This window comes from Brevundimonas sp. UYEF29 (genome assembly GCF_040546195.1).
Classification (GTDB): domain Bacteria; phylum Pseudomonadota; class Alphaproteobacteria; order Caulobacterales; family Caulobacteraceae; genus Brevundimonas; species Brevundimonas huaxiensis.
In genome coordinates this window covers 17,969-35,725 of the sequence record NZ_JBEPNH010000015.1, presented here as the reverse complement: position 1 = coordinate 35,725, position 17,757 = coordinate 17,969, and the positions used below count along the sequence as shown (strand labels likewise).

Below are 17,757 nucleotides of genomic sequence, written 5' to 3'. Positions count from 1 at the left end.
CGCCGGACCCCGCGTGGCCATCGCCCCGACTTCCCCAGCTTGAGATAACAAAAACCATGCGCCTGCCCCTGCCGCCAAATCCGCTGAAGCGAGGCGAGGCAAGCGTTCCGAACTGGCTGAGTGCGCCGATTAAGGCGCTCGGCCCGGGTTCGGTGTCCAGCGTACTGAAGGTGGTTCTGGACGTCGCCAACATCCTTCTCTGGTTGATCACCGGCGTGCTGCTGCTGCTGGTCATCGCCGCGATCTTCATTCCCCTGGACAATGTGAACATCACCGTCAGCGGGGATTCCGGCGGCAAGCAACTGCCGCTGACGCGCACCCTGCTGCTGTTCGGTTTGGGCGCCGCGACCGCCTACTTCGGCGGTTTCATGCTGATCCTGCGCAGCCTGCGCCGCATCATCCGCACCCTGACCATGGGCGACCCGTTCCAGCCCGATAATGTGCGCCGTCTGCGCCAGATCGGCCTGACCCTTGCGGTCGTGACCGGCGGCGTCTGGGTGGCCCAAGGCTTCGTCGCCAAGCGGCTGGCGCCCGGCGTCATGGATCCGCAGGGCTTCGGCGAACTACTGACCCCCATCTTTTCCGTGCTCATCGTCTTCGTGCTGGCGGAGGTGTTCCGCGAGGGCGCGCGCCTGCGTCGCGAATCCGAACTGACGATCTGAGCCGTTTCGAAGTAGGATTTGCGCATGGCCATCCGCGTCCAGCTCGACCGCGTCCTCGTGGAACGCCGCATGTCGTTGACCGAACTTGCCGACCGGGTCGGGGTGACGGTGGCGAATCTGTCGATCCTGAAGACCGGCAAGGCCCGCGCGGTGCGCTTCTCGACCCTGGACGCCCTGTGCCGCGAGTTGGACTGCCAGCCCGGTGACTTGCTGGCGCACGAGCCCGGGCCGGGCGACACCATCGAGGACGACGGCGAGGCATGAGGCGAAAGGGCCCAAGCCGTGACGAGAACGGACTGACGCCCGAGGACCGTCGCATCTGGACCCGCGTGGCCGGATCGGTCGTAACGCCGAGGACGCGCAAGGCCGCCCGCGTCACGCCCGGCGCCGAAACGCCGCCCGAGATCGTGGTGACGCCGATCGAGCACCCGCGCCCTCTGGCCAAGGCGTATCCCAAACGCATCGCTGTCGCGCCGCCGGCGGAAATGCGACCCTCGCCGAACAAACCCAAGCCCGCGCCCGAGGATCTGGAGCCGCGCCGCAAGCAGCGGCTGTCGCGCGAACGCGACCCCATCGAGGCGCGCATCGACCTGCATGGCTTTGGCCGGTTCGAGGCCGAGGATCAGCTTCGAGGCTTCCTGACATCCTGCCAGGCGCGCGGCATGCGGGCGGTGCTGGTCATCACCGGCCAGGGCCGGATGGGCGGCGGGGTGATCCGTTCGGCCTTTGCGGAATGGATGCATTCGCCCGCACTGCGAGGCGTGGTGTCGGGCTTCACCATCGCCCACCAGAAGCACGGCGGAAACGGCGCCTTCTACGTCACCCTGAAACGCCGGACCTGACGCTCACGAAAAAGGCCGGGCCCGCGCTGGCGGACCCGGCCTTTCGAAAAGCGGCTTTGCTCTGGCCTATTTGGCGGCGATGGCGCCGGCCAGGATCACGTCGATCTGCTTGCCCATATGGTCTGACAGGGCCTGCGCGTCCCATTCGTCATAGGCGGCGCGGCGGTAGTTCGACAGATAGGCGTCCCAGATCAGCTCGACCAGCAGGCGGCTGTCGGCGTCCTTGGACAGTTCGCCCTTGGCCACCGCATCCTGAAGGATGTTGCTGATGGCGAGCAGCAGGTTCTTGGTCGCGGCGCGGGCGCGCATTTCGGCGGCCAGGGGCTGGAACCACGAGCGGGCGACGATGGCCTGGAACAGGGGCAGTTGGTCCAGCGACGAGTGGTAGCCGGCGCTCAGCGCGCTGACGAGGCGCTGGCGGACGGGCTCGCCTTCGGGCGCCGCGGCCTCGACCACCTCGGCCAGACGCGTCATGTCTTCGGTCAGGACCGCTTCAAACAGTTCGGCCTTGTCCTGGAAGTTGGCGAACACGGCGCCGGTGGACATGCCCGCGCCCTTGGCGATGTCGCGGATCGTGGCGGGCTCATAGCCGCGCTCGGCGAAGAGAGAGCGGGCGGCGTCCAGAACCTTTTGTCGCGTGCGGATCTTGGCGGCCTGGCGGCGGTTCAAGCGGGGCTCGACAGCGAGGGAGGCGACGGTATCTGTCATATAATCAGGCTTTTACTCTACTTTCGGTCTCTGGTCGGGGCGGGCCCGGCAGCGACCTCGAATGAATGTCTGAGCCCTTGGATCGAACCGAAAGGGCGCTTCTGCTCCGCAGATGCAGTCATGGAGAGGCGCGCTTGCATCACGGAACCATGACGAAAATGGGTCCGGCCACCGTCTGTAAGGGGCTTCCCTTACTCCGGCGCGGGGTCGACGCGCGCCGGGCGCAGCGTGCGGCGCAGCGCCCGGCTGGGGCGATTGCGACGCTCGATCGGGATGGCCGACTGGAAGGCCTTGCGAAACTGATCGCGACGTTCGTGGACCGAGGCGAGCACCAGGCCCATGGGCACGCCCAGATCGACCAGGGTGTTTTCGGCGAGCTGCAGACTGGCCTCGGTCGTCTCCGGCACGGCGTCGGTGACGCCCAGACCATATAGCCGAATGGCGTGCTGGTCGTCGCGGGCGCGCGCGATCAGGATCAGGTCGTCTCGCATCGACCGCGCCGTGGTGACGACCTCGTCCACCTTGGTCGGCGCGTCCATGGTGACGATCAGGGCGCGGGTGGATTGGACGCCGCAGTGCTGGAGCATCTCGCGCCGCCCCGCATCGCCATAGAAGACATCGAATCCGTCACGACGCCCCGCAGCGACGGCGCCCGCATCGGTGTCCAGGGCGATGAAGGGCTGATCGTGCGCTTTTAGCATTTCCCCGATCAGCCGGCCGACACGCCCGAAGCCGACGATGATGACCGCGCCGTCGGCCGCCTCCAGCTTTGGAAGCGCGACGGGCTGGCCTGCGGCGGACGACTTGCGCGCCAGCTTCTGACCCAGGAGGGCGAGCAGGGGGATCGAAAAGATGCTGACGGTCGCCGACAGGGCCACGGTGTTGGTCAGCTGCGGCGGTGCGAGGCCTTCGACCAGGCCGGTGGCGAAGACCACGAAGGCGAACTCGCCCGCCGGCGCCAGAACAAGCGCCGTCTCCAGCGCCGGGCGGGCGCCCAGGCCCCAAAAACGCGCCAGGCTGAAAATGACGCCGGTCTTCACGACCGTCAGGGCCAGGGCCAGGCCGAAGACGCCGACCGGATCGGCGGCGATGGCGTCCAGATCCAGACCCAGGCCGACGCCGACGAAGAAGACACCCAGCAGAAGCCCCTTGAACGGTTCGATGGAGACCTCGACCTCGCGCCGGAACTCGGTTTCGGCCAGCAGCACGCCGGCCAGAAGCGCGCCGATACTCATCGACAGGCCGCTGGCCTGAGCGGCGAGACCGGCGCCGACCACCACCAGCAGGGAGGCGGCGACGAACAGTTCGCCGCCCTGGTCGGCCTTGCGCGCCTTCGCCACCGATCGAAACATCGGTCGAAGCACCACGCGCCCCAGCAGCACCATCAGACCCAGGCCGATGGCGGCCGGAACCAGGGTGAACAGGGCGCGTCCCAGCACGGCGGGATCCAGCGCGCCGCCCTGCTGGGCCAGGGCCGCCAGGACGGTGACGGTGATCAGGATCGGGGCGACCGACAGATCCTGGGCCAGCAGAATGGCGAAGGTGGAACGGCCGACCGTCCCCTTCAACCGCCCCCGCTCGGCCAGCACGGGCATGACCACGGCCGTCGAGGACAGGGCGAGGCCCATGCCCAGCACCACGGCGCTGGCCAGGGTCTGTCCCATCAGCATGAAGCCGCCCGCCAGCACGGCGGTGCAGACGACGACCTGCATCAGCCCCAGGCCGAACACGAGCCGACGCATGGCGCGCAGCCGTTCCCACGACAGCTCCAGACCGATCATGAACAGCAGGAAGGCGACGCCCAGTTCCGACAGCTGCGCCAACTGGCCCGGATCGCCGATGGTCAGCCACGACAGCCAGGGCAGGCTTTGCGCGAATCGGCCGAGCCCGTCCGGCCCCAGCAAAACGCCCGCAGCAAGGAAGCCCAGGACGGGGCTGACCTTGAGCCGATTGACCAGGGGCACGATGACGCCGGCGGCCGCCAGAAAGACCACCAGATCCTTGTAGTCGCCGCCCTGACCTTGCATCCGCCCTCCTTGCGTCGGCGTATCTGACCCCGATACCCGCGCCGTGGCGAGAGGTCGCATCGGAATCATGAACTTTTTTTAAGGCGACACCCCCCCTCGCCGGACTAGGGTCTGCGCCGAGCCATCCAGATGCCGGGTGGGAACAGGGACATAGTGATGAAACGTCTGCTTATCGGGGCCGCCGTCGGCGCCCTTCTTCTACCCGCCAGCTCGGTCCTGGCTCAGGATATCGGTCACGACCACGCCTGCATCGACGACGCCTGCACCCTCGTTTCGCTGTTCTCGGGCGAAGAGACGGCGGCCGGCTGGCAGGGCACAGAGGCGCCCCGCTACGGAACCTGGGGCTTCGACCTGGCCGGCCGCGACACCTCGGTGAAGCCGGGCGACGACTTCTTCCAGTACGCCAACGGCAAGGCCTTGGAAAAGCTGGTCATCCCGTCGGATCGCACCAGCTACGGCTCGTTCGCCCTGCTGCGCGAACTGTCGGACAACCGCATGAAGGAACTGGTGCTGGGCCTGGCCAACCGCACCGACCTGACGCCCGGATCGGATGAGGCCAAGGTCGCCGACGCCTATCGCTCCTATATCGACGAGGCGCGCATCGAGCAGCTCGACGCCCAGCCGCTGCAACCCTATCTGGCCGCGATCCGCGCGGCCGACAGCCATGACAAGATGGCCGTCTATATGGGCCAGACGGCCGGCCGCTTCGGCTCGTCCTTCTTCGGCACCGGCATCACGATCGATTCCAAGCAACCGACCCGCTACGTCGTCTCGACGGGCCAGTCGGGCATCGGCCTGCCGAACCGCGACTATTATCTGGACGCCCGTTTCGCCGACAAGAAAGAGAAGTATCAGGCCTACGTCGGCCGGATGCTGGAGATGATCGGCTGGACCAACCCGACCGAGACCGCCGCCCAGATCGTCGCGCTGGAAACCAAGATCGCCGAGGCCCACTGGACCCCGGTCGAGAACCGCAACCGCGACCGGACTTACAACGAGTTCACCATCGCCAAACTGGCCGAGGACGCGCCGGGCTTCGCCTGGCAGGCCTACTACGATGCGGCCAAGCTGGGCGGCGTGCCTCGCCTGATCGTGCGTCAGGACACGGCCATGCCCAAGATCGCGGCTGTCTACGCCGAGACGCCGGTCGAACTGCTGCAGGCCTGGCAGGCCTTCCACACCGCCGACGACATGGCGCCGCTGATGTCCAAACGCTTCGCCGACGCTCAGTGGGAGTTCCGTTCGCGCGATCTGTCGGGTCAGCCTGAGCAGCGCACCCGCGAAAAGCGCGCCATCTCCTTCGCCGAAGGCTCGCTGGGCGAGGCCACGGGCCGGCTCTACGTCGCCCAGTATTTCCCGGCCGAATCCAAGGCCAAGATGGAAGAGCTGGTCGCCAATCTGCGCACCGCCCTGTCGCACCGGATCGAGAACCTGACCTGGATGGGGACCGAGACCAAGGCGGCGGCGCAAGAAAAGCTGCGCAAGTTCACCGTCAAGATCGGCTATCCCGACAAGTGGCGCGACTACTCCGGCCTGGACATCCGCGCGAACGACCTGGTCGGCAACGCCGAGCGCCGCGGCCTCTTCGAGTGGAACTATGATCTGGCCCGTCTGAACGAGCCGGTCGACAAGTCCGAGTGGGGCATGACCCCGCAGACGGTCAACGCCTACTACAACTCGGCCAACAACGAGATCGTCTTCCCTGCGGCGATCCTGCAGCCGCCCTTCTTCGATCCGAATGGCGATGCGGCGGTCAACTATGGCGGCATCGGCGGCGTGATCGGTCACGAGATCGGCCACGGCTTCGACGACCAGGGCTCCAAGTCCGACGGCGACGGCGTGCTGCGCAACTGGTGGACGCCGGAAGACAAGGCCAACTTCGAGGCCCTGACGGCGCGTCTGGGCGCGCAATATGCGACCTATGAGCCGATCGCCGGCTATCACATCAACCCTGGCCTGACGATGGGCGAGAACATCGGCGACGCGTCTGGCGTGGCCGTCGGTCTCGAGGCCTATCACCTGTCGTTGAACGGTCAGCCGGCGCCGGTTCTGGACGGCGCGACCGGCGACCAGCGCTTCTTCTATGGCTGGGCTCAGGTCTGGCAGTCGAAGTACCGCGACGAGGCGCTGAAGCAGCAGGTCGCTACCGATCCGCACTCGGCCGCCCAGTTCCGCGTCATCGGCCCGCTGCGCAACGTCGACGCCTGGTACGACGCCTTCGACGTTCAGCCGGGCACGAAATATTATCTAACGCCCGAGGAACGCGTCCGCCTCTGGTAGGGCGACGCTTGTTCGAGAATGGAAAGGCCGGGGTTCGCCCCGGCCTTTTTCATATCGAGACCGGGCTGCTCGATTTCGACGCCGTATCGAGAATTTGTTGAAGTTTCATGGGCGTTTGTCTGAGCGCCAGACGCGAAAAAACCCGCTGCGGGGGATACATCGCAGCGGGCTTTCGCGCTCTTTAAAGAGCGGACGTTTCCTCCCCGAAACGCCTTCGAGTGCTGCGCGCTTGAGCAACGCTTGCTCTCGAGTGAGGTCATTTGACGCAAGGGCCGGTCGGTCGTCAACGGCCGGTTTGGCAAGAGTCGAACTTTCTTCGACTTATCACTGATAACCCATTTCAACGGCGGGTCATTATCGAAGCTTATTCGATAATGGACTTGATGGCGGCGACCAGGCCTTCGCGGGGGATTTTCATCTGGCCGGGACGTTGGGCCTTCCAGGCGTCGTTGTCCGCGATGGCGGCGGCGGCGGCGCGGCCGGCGTCCAGATCCTTGATCGTAACCTCGCCGGCGGCGATCTCGTCTCCGCCCAGGATGACGACAGCCGGGGCGCCGCGCCGGTCGGCGTATTTCATCTGCGCCTTCATGCCGGCGCGACCCAGATAGAGCTCGGCGGCGATCCCCGCGGCGCGCAGTTCGGCGACGGCGGTCAGATAATGAGACATGTCGTCCTCGGAGAAGACGATGACGACCACGGGCCCGCGCACGGCGTCCTCGGCGCCCCGTCCCGCCGCGCGCAGGGCCGAGGCCAGGCGCGAGACGCCGAAGGAGAAGCCGGTCGCCGGCGTGCTCTGGCCGGTGAACCGGGCGACCAGATCGTCATAGCGGCCGCCGCCGCCGATCGAGCCGAAGCGGACGGGACGACCCTTGTCGTCAACCGTGTCCAGAAGCAGTTCAGCCTCGAACACGGCGCCGGTGTAATATTCCAGGCCGCGCACGATGGTCGGATCGAACTTCACGGCGTCCTGGCCGACCGACATGGCGGCAAGAGCCCGGTCGATGGCGGCCAGTTCATTCAGCGCCGCCTCGCCCGCCGCGCCGAGGTCGCCGGATCGCGCGACGGCGTCCAGCGTCTCGGCCCGCGACAGTCCGGGGGTATTGGCCGAGGCCAGAAACGCCTCGATGGCGGCCGTGACCTTGGCGGGCAGCTGGGCGCCCTTGGTGTAGTCGCCCGAGTCGTCCAGACGCCCTTCGCCCAGCAGCTGGACCACGCCCTCCCAGCCCAGGCGGTCGAACTTGTCGATGGCGCGAAGCGCCGTCAGCCGCTGACCGGCCTCGGTCACGCCGCCGGCGTCGAACAGGCCGTCGAACAGCTTGCGGTTCGAAACGCGGATCTGGGCCTGGCCGGCGTCCAGCCCGGCGGCGCGCAGGCCTTCGCAGCCCATGGCGATGATTTCGGCGTCGGCCTCGGGCCGGTCGGAGCCGACGGTGTCGGCGTCGCATTGCCAGAACTCGCGGAAGCGACCGGGCCCGGGCTTTTCATTGCGCCAGACCGGACCATAGGCATAGCGGCGGAACGGCTTGGGCAGGGTCTCCCAGGTCTGGGCCGCAAACCGGGCCAGGGGCGCGGTGTGGTCGTAGCGCAAGGCCATCCATTCGCCCGGCTCGTCCGATCCGGCGTCGTCCTGTAGCGCGAAGACCCCCTCGTTCGGGCGGTCGGCGTCGGGCAGGAACTTGCCCAGCGCATCGGCATATTCGAAGGCCGGCGTCTCGAGCGGTTCGAAGCCCCAGCGCTCGTACACCTCGGACACGCGCGCGACGATGCGCCGTTCGGCGGTCAGGTCGCGGCCGCGCTTGTCGGCGAAGCCGCGCGGGTTGCGGGCGAGGGGGCGGGGAGGCGCGGCGTCGGTCATGGCGCGCGCTTAAGCCAAGGGGCCTTTGATCGCAAATTGTCCCATCAACTCGGTGCGGGCGTCGAGTCCTGCGGCGTCGCACAATGATTTGTTCCTAAAGGCGAAATCGTAGGATCGAAGGAACCGCCCGGACAATGTTTCGTTAGTGGCGCATGACGCCCCACGCCCTTCTCGTTCCGCGCACCTGCAACACCTCCGATCGCCGCACGATCCGGTGGTGGGAGTGCGAGCTGGTCGACGATGCGGGATCGCGGCGTATGCAGAACCAAGCCTTTTTCTCGATCCGTGAAGCCCGGTCCTGGGCGTCGGCGCAGGGCTATCCCATCAGCGACGACGCCGCCGCCGCGGCCGAGCTTTGATGTCCGATGCGGCGCCGAGCGGCGTTCTGACCGCCGAAGCTTTCGATACGCCGCGTATCCTGCTCGCTGGCTCGGTCGATTATGGAATGTATGAGCGCTTCCGCCAGCAGATGACTGAGGCGCCGGATACGGGGCTGACCGTCATCGAACTGTCGACCCTGGGCGGCGATCCGGAAGTGGCGCGCATGATGGGCGAAGACGTGCGCTTTCAAAGCGATATCAATCCGTCCCGCCGGCTGGTCTTTCTGGGCAAGGCGGCGATCTATTCCGCCGGCGCCACCTTCATGGGCTTCTTTGCGGTGGAGAACCGCTATCTGACGCGGGGCGCGCGAGTGATGATCCATGAGCGCAAGATGGACCAACAACTGCATGTCAGCGGGCCGCTGACGACCTGCATCGCCTCGGTTCGCGCCATGCTGAACGAGCTGGAACACTCCATCGCCATCCAGAACGAGGGTTTCGAGAACCTGGTGCGCGGATCGTCGGTGACGATGGAGGAGGTGCTGAAACGCGCCCCCGCCAACTGGTATATCGAGGCCCAGGAGGCCAAGGCGCTGGGCCTGATCGCCGAAGTGATCTGACCAAACCGCCGGATCAGGCCTGAAGCGTTTCCACGGTCAGATTGCCGTTGGTGTAGACACAGATTTCGGCGGCGATCTTCATGGCCTTGCGGGCGACCTCTTCGGCGTCGAGATCGGTTTCCTCGATCAGGGCGCGGGCGGCTGACAGGGCGTAGTTGCCGCCCGAACCCACGGCGGCGACGCCATACTCCGGCTCCAGCACATCGCCGACGCCCGTCACGGTGAAGATGGACGACTTGTCCGCCACCAGCAGCATCGCTTCCAGCCGGCGCAGATAGCGGTCGGTGCGCCAGTCCTTGGCGAGGTCGACGCAGGCGCGCGCCAGCTGATCAGGATACTGCTCCAGCTTGGCCTCAAGCCGCTCGATCAGGGTGAAGGCGTCGGCCGTGGCGCCGGCAAAGCCGGCCAGCACCTTGCCGCCCGCCAGGGTGCGCACCTTGCGGGCCGCGCCCTTGACGATGGTCGGGCCCATCGAGACCTGGCCGTCGCCGGCGATCACGGTGCGTCCGTTCTTGCGCACCGCCAGAATGGTGGTGCCGTGCCAGTCGGGGAAGTTGGATGCGGTCTGGGTCATGACGATCAGATGGCGCGGCCGGGCGCCGGCATCAAGTCTGTCGCGCCTTGGTGTAACGCTGTCTTATTTTGACCCCAATATTGGCTAGAAGGCGCAATCCGCTTTCGTAGTTCTTTGAAATCGAGGGACAGGTTTTGCTTTATCGCGTCGTTTTCGTGAGTGAAATGATCGGTGGCGCCAACCACACGATCCAGTCGCTTGCCGAAATCCTCGGCGCGTCGGAGCGAAACAACCGCCGCGACGAGATTGGCAGCGCCCCTGCTGTTCCACGAGGGCGAGGCGGCGCAGGTCATCGAGGGCGCCCGTGCGGACCTGGATCGCTTGATGTCGCGCCTCTGGAAAGACCCGCGTCATCACAATATCCGGGTCCTGGATGATCGGCCCGTCATGCAGCGGCGAATGCGCGAACCCGCACGGCTTTGCGCCCTCAGCACCCAGCAGGCCGCCGACATCTTGCGCGGACGGCGCCTGGGCGATCTGTCCAGTGCTGATCTGGAAAAGCTGCTGTCGTGCGAACACGTGCGGATGGTCGCCTGAGGCGATAGGCCCCTCGCGCCGGAACCTCTGCGGCGCTAGATAGGGCGGTGATCTTTTCCGAAGACGAAGTCGAACGCTATGCGCGCCATCTGGTCCTGTCCGAAGTGGGCGGGCCGGGGCAGCAAGCGCTGAAGCGCGCGCGGGTGCTGATTGTCGGCGCGGGCGGCGTGGGGTCGCCGGCGGCGCTCTATCTCGCGGCGGCGGGCGTCGGGACCCTGGGCCTGATCGACAACGATGTTGTGGGTCTGTCCAATCTGCAGAGGCAGATCGCCTTTTCGACGGCGCAGGTCGGCCGGTCGAAGGTCGAGGCGGCGGCGGAACGGCTGGTCGGCCTCAATCCGCATGTCGCGGTCGAAACTTTCGCCGAGCGGATCACCGCCGAGAATGCCGAGGCGCGGATCGCAGCCTTCGACGTCGTGCTGGACGGGACCGACGATTTCCAGACCCGGCTGTGGGTCAATGCGGCCTGCGTTGCGGCGGGCAAGCCGCTGGTGTCGGGCGCGCTTGGCCGCTGGAACGGGCAGATCGGGGTGTTTGCGGGCCAGCCCTGCTATCAATGCCTGGTGCCCGAGATTCCGCCGGATGCGGAGACCTGCGCGCGCGTCGGCGTCGTCGGCGCCCTGACCGGCGTGATCGGGTCGATGGCGGCGCTGGAGGTCATCAAGCTGATCACCGGCGCGGGCGAGGCCCTGACCGGGCGGTTGATGCTTTATGACGGTCTGGCGGGCTCGGCGCGGACCGCGCGGGTCGCCGCTGATCCGGAATGCCCGGTCTGCGGCGGCTGACGCTCAGGCGGCTGTCGCGAAGCGGATGTCGGCCAAATCCAGATCGGGCAGGGGCGGGGCGAAGCCCAGCGCCGGGTTGCTGAGCACCGTTACCAGACGCTCGCCGCAATAGAGATATAGGGTCTCGAACCCGACCCAGTTGCGGGCGATCGCCTCCAGCGCCTGATTGGCCGCCGTGTCGTTCGCCGCGTCGAGGACGCAGATGTCCCGCACCGGAACGCCGGGCAGGTTGACGATGCAGTAGTAGGAGTCCAACGCACACTTCCTCGATCAGGACGCCGGAAACGAAGCGCGTTTACGACGGTTCCTCCCCTGCCAGCGGTTTTCGACAGCCGTGTGAGTTCGGTCCGACAGACTTGTGAAAAGGAGGCCTGATGGCCCGACGTCCCGCCTCGCCCAAACGCCTGAACGCCGCAAATCTCAGCGGCTTGGGGGCTGAGCGTCTGGGCGAACTGCTGATGCAGGCGGCGGATGCGGATGCGATCCTGAAGCGGCGGCTCAGGCTGGTGATGGCGGCCGAGGCGGGGCCGGATCTGCTGGCCCTGGAAATCGACAAGCGACTGACGACCATCGCCGCCAGCCGCGCGCGCGTGTCGTGGCGAAAGCGGCCCGACCTGCTGCGCGATCTGGAGATTCTACGGGCTGCAATCGTCGACGACCTGGCCGAGGCCGCCCCGGCGATGGGATTGGAGCGATTGATCGGCTGGTTCGACCTGTTTCGCGGCCTGGCGTCGCGGGTCAAGGATCAGAAGGGCGAACTGGCCGACGCGTTCGAAACGGCGGCCTCGGATTTGTGGCGGATCGCCGAGGCTGCGGTGCGGACGGACGACAGCACAGTGGGTCTGATGGCGGATGCGGTGGCGCGGCAACCGCTCGAATACGCCCGTTGGATCGGCGCGGGCGGCGACGATCTGACGGCGGACCTGGCCAAGAGGCTGCTGGATCGTCTCGATACCGCATCCAGCGCGCGCGGCATGCGGACGGTCGTGCGACGGCTGGCGGACCGGGCGGGCGATCTGGACCTGTGGCTGTCGATGACGACGCCGGAGGAACGGGGCTCGCCGGATTTTGCGGCGATGATGGCCAAGCGGCTGCTGGTGGCCGATCGCATTCCAGAAGCGTGTCAGGCGCTGGAGGCGGCGCTGAAACCGTCGGCGGGCAACCGGCGCTGGACCTTCGGGCGATCGCCGCAGGAAGGACCGCCGGTCCTGACCCCGGCGTGGGAGGCGACCTCGATCGACCTGTTGGAAGCCGAGGGGCGCAAGGACGAGGCGCAGGACCTGCGCTGGGCGATGTTCGAACGCGACCTGTCGGCGCCGGTGCTGCGGGCCTATCTGGCGCGCCTGCCGGACTTCGACGACGTCGAGGCGCTGGACCGCGCCCTGGCCCATGCGGCGACCTATGCTGATGTCGAGACGGCGCTGGCGTTTCTGATGGACTGGCCCTCACACCGCGAGGCCGCCGCCCTGGTCGAACGCCGCATTCGCGAGGTGCGCGCGCCGCTGCCGCTCAAGGCCGACTGGGCGGCGCGGCTGGTGCAGAAATATCCCGATGCGGCCGAGCGGTTGCTGGCGGCCGGTTAGGGCATTGCCGGCCTAAAGCATTGCGGGGATGACCCGATCGGGCGGGCGGTGGCCGTTCTGGTAGGTCATGACGTTGGCGATGACGCGGTCGCCCATGTCCTGGCGCGCCTCCAGCGTGGCGGAACCCAGGTGAGGCAGCAGCACGACGTTGGATTGGCCCAGCAGGCCATGATGGATCGCGGGCTCGTTCTCGAAAACGTCCAGGCCGACACCGGACAGAGCGCGCATGGCCACCGCCTGGGCCAGGGCCGCCTCGTCGATCAGTTCGCCGCGCGCGGTGTTGATCAGGATGGCGTGGGGCTGCAGCCGGGCCAGGCGTTCGGCCGACAGCAGATGGTGGGTGTCCTTCGTCGCAGGACAGTTCAGCGAGACGATGTCCATCCGCGCCAGCATCTGGTCCAGATCGTCCCAGTAGGTCGCGCCCAGCTCTTCCTCGATCAGAGCCGGGACGGGCTTGCGATTGTGATAGTGGACCTGAAGCCCGAAGGCCTTGGCGCGGCGGGCCAGGGCCTGGCCGATCCGGCCCATGCCGACGATGCCCAGCCGCTTGCCCCACAGCTTGCGCCCGCACATCCAGGTCGGGGTCCAGCCCTCGAACCGGCCTTCGGCCACGACCTGGGCGCCTTCGACGATGCGGCGGCTGACAGCCAGGATCAGGCTCATGGCCAGGTCGGCGGTGTCCTCGGTCAGGACGCCGGGGGTGTTGGTCACAATGACGCCGCGCGCCACGGCCGCCTCGACGTCGATATGATCCACCCCGGCGCCGAAGTTGGCGATCATCTTCAACTGCTCGCCCGCGCCATTGATCAGGTCGGCGTCGATCACGTCGGTGATGGTGGGCACCAGGACCTCGGCGCGCTGGACGGCGGCCTGCAAGGCGGCGCGGTCCATCGGCTGATCCTTCAGGTTCAGCTCGGCGTCGAACAGCTCGCGCATCCGCGTTTCGACCGCGTCGGGCAGGCGTCTGGTTAATACGACCTTAAGCTTGCGGGGGGACATTCTCGGCCTTGGTTAGCGGGCGGCGATTCAGACGGATCAAAGCCCGCGCGACGGGTCGTTCCAATCAGTGTCTAGCAAAGCCGCCGCCATCTTCCAAAGCCTGCGACGCCGCATCGCCCTCGTTGGAGCCGTTCTCGGCCTCGGCGTGATGGCCAGCGCCGGCGCGACCATGCCCGACGGGCGCCCGACGCCCACCGGGCTTGAGGTGCCGCGCTGGATTTCGCTGAAGTCCTCGCACGTCCGCGCGCGCCAGGGGCCGGGACTGGATTATCCGATCCTGTGGGAATACCGGGCCGCCGGCCTGCCGGTTCAGGTGATCGCCGAGACGACGGAATGGCGCAAGATCTGCGATCCCGACGGGGCCGTGGCCTGGATCCACCGCACGGTGTCGTCGGGCCGGCGTTACGTCTTCAATACGACCGCCGAGGAAGTGCCGATCCGGTCGGGCCGATCCGAGACGGCGTCGGTGCGCGCGCGCCTGTCGCCGCGCACCCTGATGATGCTGGACGAATGCAAGGAGGGCTGGTGCAAAGTCCGGGCGCGACGACTGGAGGGTTTTGTGGCGCAGCGGGCCGTGTTCGGAACCCAGGAGCGGGCGCTGTGCAACGCCAATCGCCCCGCGGGCACAGGTCGCAACTGACCGCACGCTGTTGAGCGAAGCGGCGCGGTCGTGTAACCCGCGCGCAACGTATCAAGAAACGGAAGCGCCTTGACCCAGTCCCAATATCCTTCGTCCTTCGATCATGAGGCCCTGCTGGCCTCGGGCCGCGGCGAGCTGTTCGGTCCCGGCAACGCTCAGCTGCCTGCCCCGCCGATGCTGATGTTCGACCGCATCACCACGATCAATGCGGACGGCGGCGAGCACGGCAAGGGCTATGTCGAGGCCGAACTCGACATCCATCCCGACCTCTGGTTCTTCCAGTGCCACTTCATCGGCGACCCCGTCATGCCGGGCTGCCTGGGTCTGGACGCCATGTGGCAGCTGGTCGGTTTCTATCTGGGCTGGATCGGCGGTCCCGGCCGCGGCCGCGCGCTGGGCGTCGGCGAGGTCAAGTTCACCGGCCAAGTCACCCCGGACATCAAGAAGGTGGTCTACAAGATCAACCTGAAGCGCGTCATCAACCGCAAGCTGGTCATGGGCATCGCGGACGGCGTGCTGGAGGCCGACGGCCAGGTCATCTACACCTGCAACGACATGCGGGTCGGCCTGTTCGGCGCCAAGGATGAAGCGGCGGGCGGCTGACGCCCCTATATAACCGCGAACAAGGCGGACGGTCCTCGGACCAGGAAGCATCAAGAAGGAAACACCATGCGTCGTGTCGTCGTCACCGGCCTGGGCATCGTCTCTTCCATCGGCCACGGCGCCGAGGAGGTCACCCAGTCCCTGCGCGAAGCCCGTTCGGGCGTCGTTCATGCTCCCGACCACGCCAAATACGGCTTCCGCAGCCAGGTCTGGGCGCCCCCCAAGATCGGCCCGTGGGAAGAGTTGGTCGACCGTCGCGCCGCGCGCTTCCTGGCCAACGGCACTGCCTGGGGCCACATCGCCTTCGAAGAGGCGCTGAAGTCGTCAGGCATGACGGCGGACGAAATCAAGGACGACCGGATCGGCCTGATCGTCGGCGAGGGCGGCCCCTCGACCCAGGTGATCCTGCAGGCGGCCGCGACCACGGTCGAAAAGGGCGCGCCCAAGCGCATCGGCCCGTTCGCGGTGCCCAAGGCGATGGCGTCGGGTCCGTCGGCTGTGCTGTCGACCTGGTTCCAGATGCGCGGCATCAACTATTCAATCAGCTCGGCCTGCGCGACCAGCGCCCACTGCATCGGCGCCGGGGTCGAACAGATCCAGTGGGGCAAGCAGGACGTGGTCTTCGCCGGCGGCTGCGAGGACATCGACTGGTCCATGTCCAACATGTTCGACGCCATGGGAGCCATGTCGTCGGACTTCAATGACAATCCGTCGGTCGCCTCCAGAGCCTATGACGCCAACCGCGACGGCTTCGTCATCGCCGGCGGCGCCGGCATCGTGGTGCTGGAAGAGTATGAGCGGGCCAAGGCGCGCGGCGCGACCATCTACGCCGAAGTCACCGGCTATGGCGCGAACGCCGACGGCTACGACATGGTCGCCCCCTCGGGCGAGGGCGCCCAGCGCTGCATGAAGATCGCGTTGGAGCAGGCCGGCAATCCGAAGATCGACTATCTGAACCCCCACGGGACCTCGACGCCCGTGGGCGACGCCAAGGAGATGGAGGCCGTGCGCGCCGTCTTCGGCGACCAGATGCCGATGATCTCCTCGACCAAGTCGCTGACCGGACACTCGCTCGGCGCGGCCGGCGCCCAGGAAGCCATCTACTGCCTGCTGATGATGCAGAACGGCTTCGCCGCCGAAAGCGCTCATATCGAAAATCTCGATCCGGCGTTCGAAGGCATGCCGATCCTGCGCCAGCGCCACGACGGCGAATTGACCCACGTCATGTCCAACAGCTTCGGCTTCGGCGGCACCAACGGCACGCTGATCCTATCGAAGGTCTGAGATTTCTTTTCTCGTCATCCCAGGGCTTGTCCCTGGGATCCATACGCCCGACGTCTAAAAGAGGCGCACCCTGCGGACAGGCCGGGACTATGGATCCTCGCCACAGGGGCGAGGATGACGAAGTTTTTGCGCTTTGAGCACTCCACAGCAGCGTCTGCGCCCGATCGTTCCCAACTTGGCTGTTTACACGACCCTTTCTCACCCTTAGAGAGCGTCGCCGTGACCATGCGCCTGATTAAAGCGATGACCTCGAAAACCACCGGCTTCGGCGGGGCGGTTTCGGGTGCGCGCGCGGTCTAGCGACAACCCCGATCCCAAGCCCCGCCGATGCGCGGGGCGGTCGAACTGGCTGAACCCGCGCCTCCATCCTTCCAGGAGACGCCTGAATGTCCTTTTCCCCGTCCAGCCCGCCCAACGTGGGAATCGTCGGCGCCACCGGCCTCGTCGGCGAGATGATGCGCGGCCTGCTGGCTGAGCGGAATTTCCCGCTGACTTCGCTGCGCCTGTTCGCCTCGGCACGGTCGGCGGGCAAGACCATCCGCTTCGAAGAGACCGACATCGTGGTCGAGGATGCGGCGACGGCGGATTACGCCGGGCTGGACATCGTCTTCTTCTCGGCCGGCGGCGAGACGTCCAAGGCTCTGGCGCCCAAGGTGACCGCGGCCGGGGCGGTGGTGATCGACAACTCCTCGGCCTGGCGGTCTGACCCCCAGGTGCCGCTGGTGGTTGCCGAGGTGAACCCGCACGCCCTGGCCGACCTGCCCAAGGGGATCATCGCCAACCCCAACTGCACCACCATGGCCGCCATGCCGGTGCTGAAGCCCCTGCACGACGCGGCGGGGCTGAAGCGTCTGACGGTCTCCACCTATCAGGCCGTCTCGGGCGGCGGGGTCGAGGGCATTCGTGTGCTGGAGGACCAGGCGCGCGCCACCGTGGGACAGGGCGCGGCCCTGGCCCGCGACGGCGGGGCCGTGGACTTCGGCGCGCTTGAGAAATGGGTCGTGCCGATCGCCGCCAATGTCGTGGCCCTGAACTATAGCCTCGGCGAAGACGGCTATACCGACGAGGAGCTGAAGCTGCGCGACGAGAGCCGCAAGATCCTCGAAATCCCCGGCCTGCCGGTCTCGGGCACCTGCGTACGCGTGCCGGTCTTCACCGGCCATTCGCTGTCGATCAATGTCGAGTTCGAGCGGGCGCTGTCGGCGGCTCAGGCTCTGGACCTGCTGGCCCAGGCGCCCGGCGTGGTGGTGACGGCCGTGCCGAATCCGCTGGAGGCGTCGGGTCAGGACCCGGTCTTCGTCGGCCGGGTGCGCCCCGATCCGACGGTCGAGCACGGCCTGGCCCTGTTCGTCTCCAACGACAATCTGAGGAAGGGCGCGGCCCTGAACGCGGTCCAGATCGCTGAGGTCCTGGTCCAGCAGCGCGGCTGACCAGACCC

At 67.0% G+C, this 17,757-nt stretch carries 19 protein-coding genes; 13 read left to right on the top strand and 6 right to left on the bottom strand.

The window, feature by feature from the left end; translation table 11 throughout:
* Positions 1 to 56 precede the first annotated feature (56 nt).
* Genes ABIB58_RS15905 through ABIB58_RS15895 form a run of 3 tightly spaced genes read left to right on the top strand, consistent with a single transcriptional unit; the run spans position 57 to position 1,504 of the window.
* Positions 57 to 662, top strand: coding sequence for a DUF2975 domain-containing protein (locus tag ABIB58_RS15905; RefSeq protein WP_354042783.1), 606 nt, complete (start codon positions 57 to 59; stop codon positions 660 to 662).
* Positions 663 to 686: 24 nt separating this feature from the next.
* Positions 687 to 926 carry a helix-turn-helix domain-containing protein gene (locus ABIB58_RS15900; RefSeq protein ID WP_017504942.1) on the top strand — a complete coding sequence of 80 codons (240 nt, stop codon included), beginning with the start codon at positions 687 to 689 and terminating at the stop codon, positions 924 to 926.
* Positions 923 to 1,504 carry a Smr/MutS family protein gene (locus ABIB58_RS15895; RefSeq protein ID WP_265151154.1) on the top strand — a complete coding sequence of 194 codons (582 nt, stop codon included), beginning with the start codon at positions 923 to 925 and terminating at the stop codon, positions 1,502 to 1,504. The genes ABIB58_RS15900 and ABIB58_RS15895 overlap by 4 nt, the downstream gene beginning before the upstream one ends.
* A gap of 66 nt (positions 1,505 to 1,570) precedes the next feature.
* Here ABIB58_RS15895 and ABIB58_RS15890 read toward each other — a convergent pair whose 3' ends face one another.
* Both ABIB58_RS15890 and ABIB58_RS15885 read right to left on the bottom strand, forming a co-directional pair.
* The gene (locus ABIB58_RS15890) at positions 1,571 to 2,212 is read right to left on the bottom strand and encodes a TetR/AcrR family transcriptional regulator (RefSeq protein ID WP_039243898.1); all 642 of its coding nucleotides are present in this window, start codon (positions 2,210 to 2,212) and stop codon (positions 1,571 to 1,573) included.
* A 191-nt stretch (positions 2,213 to 2,403) separates the two neighbouring features.
* Complete coding sequence (locus ABIB58_RS15885; protein WP_265151156.1) at positions 2,404 to 4,239, bottom strand: cation:proton antiporter domain-containing protein; 1,836 nt, start codon at positions 4,237 to 4,239, stop codon at positions 2,404 to 2,406.
* A 156-nt stretch (positions 4,240 to 4,395) separates the two neighbouring features.
* On the opposite strand from ABIB58_RS15885, the gene ABIB58_RS15880 reads away from it, so the two are divergent.
* Positions 4,396 to 6,519 (top strand): M13 family metallopeptidase, encoded by a 2,124-nt coding sequence (locus ABIB58_RS15880; protein ID WP_265151158.1) that lies wholly within the window; start codon positions 4,396 to 4,398, stop codon positions 6,517 to 6,519.
* A gap of 364 nt (positions 6,520 to 6,883) precedes the next feature.
* Here ABIB58_RS15880 and hisS read toward each other — a convergent pair whose 3' ends face one another.
* Entirely contained in the window at positions 6,884 to 8,374 is a 1,491-nt protein-coding gene (gene hisS, locus ABIB58_RS15875) for a histidine--tRNA ligase (RefSeq protein ID WP_354042769.1), read from the bottom strand.
* Between the two features lie 152 nt (positions 8,375 to 8,526).
* On the opposite strand from hisS, the gene ABIB58_RS15870 reads away from it, so the two are divergent.
* Together ABIB58_RS15870 and ABIB58_RS15865 are read left to right on the top strand one after the other, a co-directional pair.
* Complete coding sequence (locus ABIB58_RS15870; RefSeq protein WP_265151161.1) at positions 8,527 to 8,733, top strand: hypothetical protein; 207 nt, start codon at positions 8,527 to 8,529, stop codon at positions 8,731 to 8,733.
* On the top strand, positions 8,733 to 9,314 hold the full coding sequence (locus ABIB58_RS15865; protein WP_354042764.1) for a ClpP family protease: 582 nt from the start codon (positions 8,733 to 8,735) through the stop codon (positions 9,312 to 9,314). The genes ABIB58_RS15870 and ABIB58_RS15865 overlap by 1 nt, the downstream gene beginning before the upstream one ends.
* 13 nt (positions 9,315 to 9,327) lie before the next feature.
* On the opposite strand, the gene hslV is transcribed toward ABIB58_RS15865, so the two are convergent.
* Entirely contained in the window at positions 9,328 to 9,888 is a 561-nt protein-coding gene (gene hslV, locus ABIB58_RS15860) for an ATP-dependent protease subunit HslV (RefSeq protein WP_184279774.1), read from the bottom strand.
* 246 nt (positions 9,889 to 10,134) lie between these two features.
* Here hslV and ABIB58_RS15855 point away from each other — a divergent pair, with 246 nt between their 5' ends.
* Positions 10,135 to 10,425 (top strand): BLUF domain-containing protein, encoded by a 291-nt coding sequence (locus ABIB58_RS15855; protein ID WP_265151164.1) that lies wholly within the window; start codon positions 10,135 to 10,137, stop codon positions 10,423 to 10,425.
* Positions 10,426 to 10,472: 47 nt separating this feature from the next.
* Positions 10,473 to 11,210 (top strand): HesA/MoeB/ThiF family protein, encoded by a 738-nt coding sequence (locus tag ABIB58_RS15850; protein WP_265151166.1) that lies wholly within the window; start codon positions 10,473 to 10,475, stop codon positions 11,208 to 11,210.
* A gap of 3 nt (positions 11,211 to 11,213) precedes the next feature.
* On the opposite strand, the gene ABIB58_RS15845 is transcribed toward ABIB58_RS15850, so the two are convergent.
* Positions 11,214 to 11,465 (bottom strand): hypothetical protein, encoded by a 252-nt coding sequence (locus tag ABIB58_RS15845; protein ID WP_055807490.1) that lies wholly within the window; start codon positions 11,463 to 11,465, stop codon positions 11,214 to 11,216.
* A 119-nt stretch (positions 11,466 to 11,584) separates the two neighbouring features.
* On the opposite strand from ABIB58_RS15845, the gene ABIB58_RS15840 reads away from it, so the two are divergent.
* On the top strand, positions 11,585 to 12,793 hold the full coding sequence (locus ABIB58_RS15840) for a DUF6880 family protein (protein ID WP_265151167.1): 1,209 nt from the start codon (positions 11,585 to 11,587) through the stop codon (positions 12,791 to 12,793).
* Between the two features lie 12 nt (positions 12,794 to 12,805).
* Here the strand turns inward: ABIB58_RS15840 and ABIB58_RS15835 are convergent, their stop codons facing one another.
* The gene (locus tag ABIB58_RS15835) at positions 12,806 to 13,792 is read right to left on the bottom strand and encodes a 2-hydroxyacid dehydrogenase (RefSeq protein ID WP_354042751.1); all 987 of its coding nucleotides are present in this window, start codon (positions 13,790 to 13,792) and stop codon (positions 12,806 to 12,808) included.
* Between the two features lie 67 nt (positions 13,793 to 13,859).
* Here ABIB58_RS15835 and ABIB58_RS15830 point away from each other — a divergent pair, with 67 nt between their 5' ends.
* The 4 genes from ABIB58_RS15830 to ABIB58_RS15815 all read left to right on the top strand — a co-directional run bounded on the left by ABIB58_RS15830 (position 13,860) and on the right by ABIB58_RS15815 (position 17,749).
* A complete protein-coding gene (locus ABIB58_RS15830; protein ID WP_354042748.1) occupies positions 13,860 to 14,432 on the top strand; it encodes an SH3 domain-containing protein in 573 nt (190 codons plus the stop codon).
* A gap of 69 nt (positions 14,433 to 14,501) precedes the next feature.
* Positions 14,502 to 15,035, top strand: a complete 534-nt coding sequence (gene fabA / locus ABIB58_RS15825) for a 3-hydroxyacyl-[acyl-carrier-protein] dehydratase FabA (RefSeq protein ID WP_055754351.1) — start codon at positions 14,502 to 14,504, stop codon at positions 15,033 to 15,035.
* A gap of 66 nt (positions 15,036 to 15,101) precedes the next feature.
* Complete coding sequence (fabB, locus tag ABIB58_RS15820) at positions 15,102 to 16,319, top strand: beta-ketoacyl-ACP synthase I (protein WP_017504958.1); 1,218 nt, start codon at positions 15,102 to 15,104, stop codon at positions 16,317 to 16,319.
* Between the two features lie 386 nt (positions 16,320 to 16,705).
* Positions 16,706 to 17,749 (top strand): aspartate-semialdehyde dehydrogenase, encoded by a 1,044-nt coding sequence (locus ABIB58_RS15815; RefSeq protein WP_354042744.1) that lies wholly within the window; start codon positions 16,706 to 16,708, stop codon positions 17,747 to 17,749.
* The last annotated feature ends 8 nt before the right edge of the window (positions 17,750 to 17,757 follow it).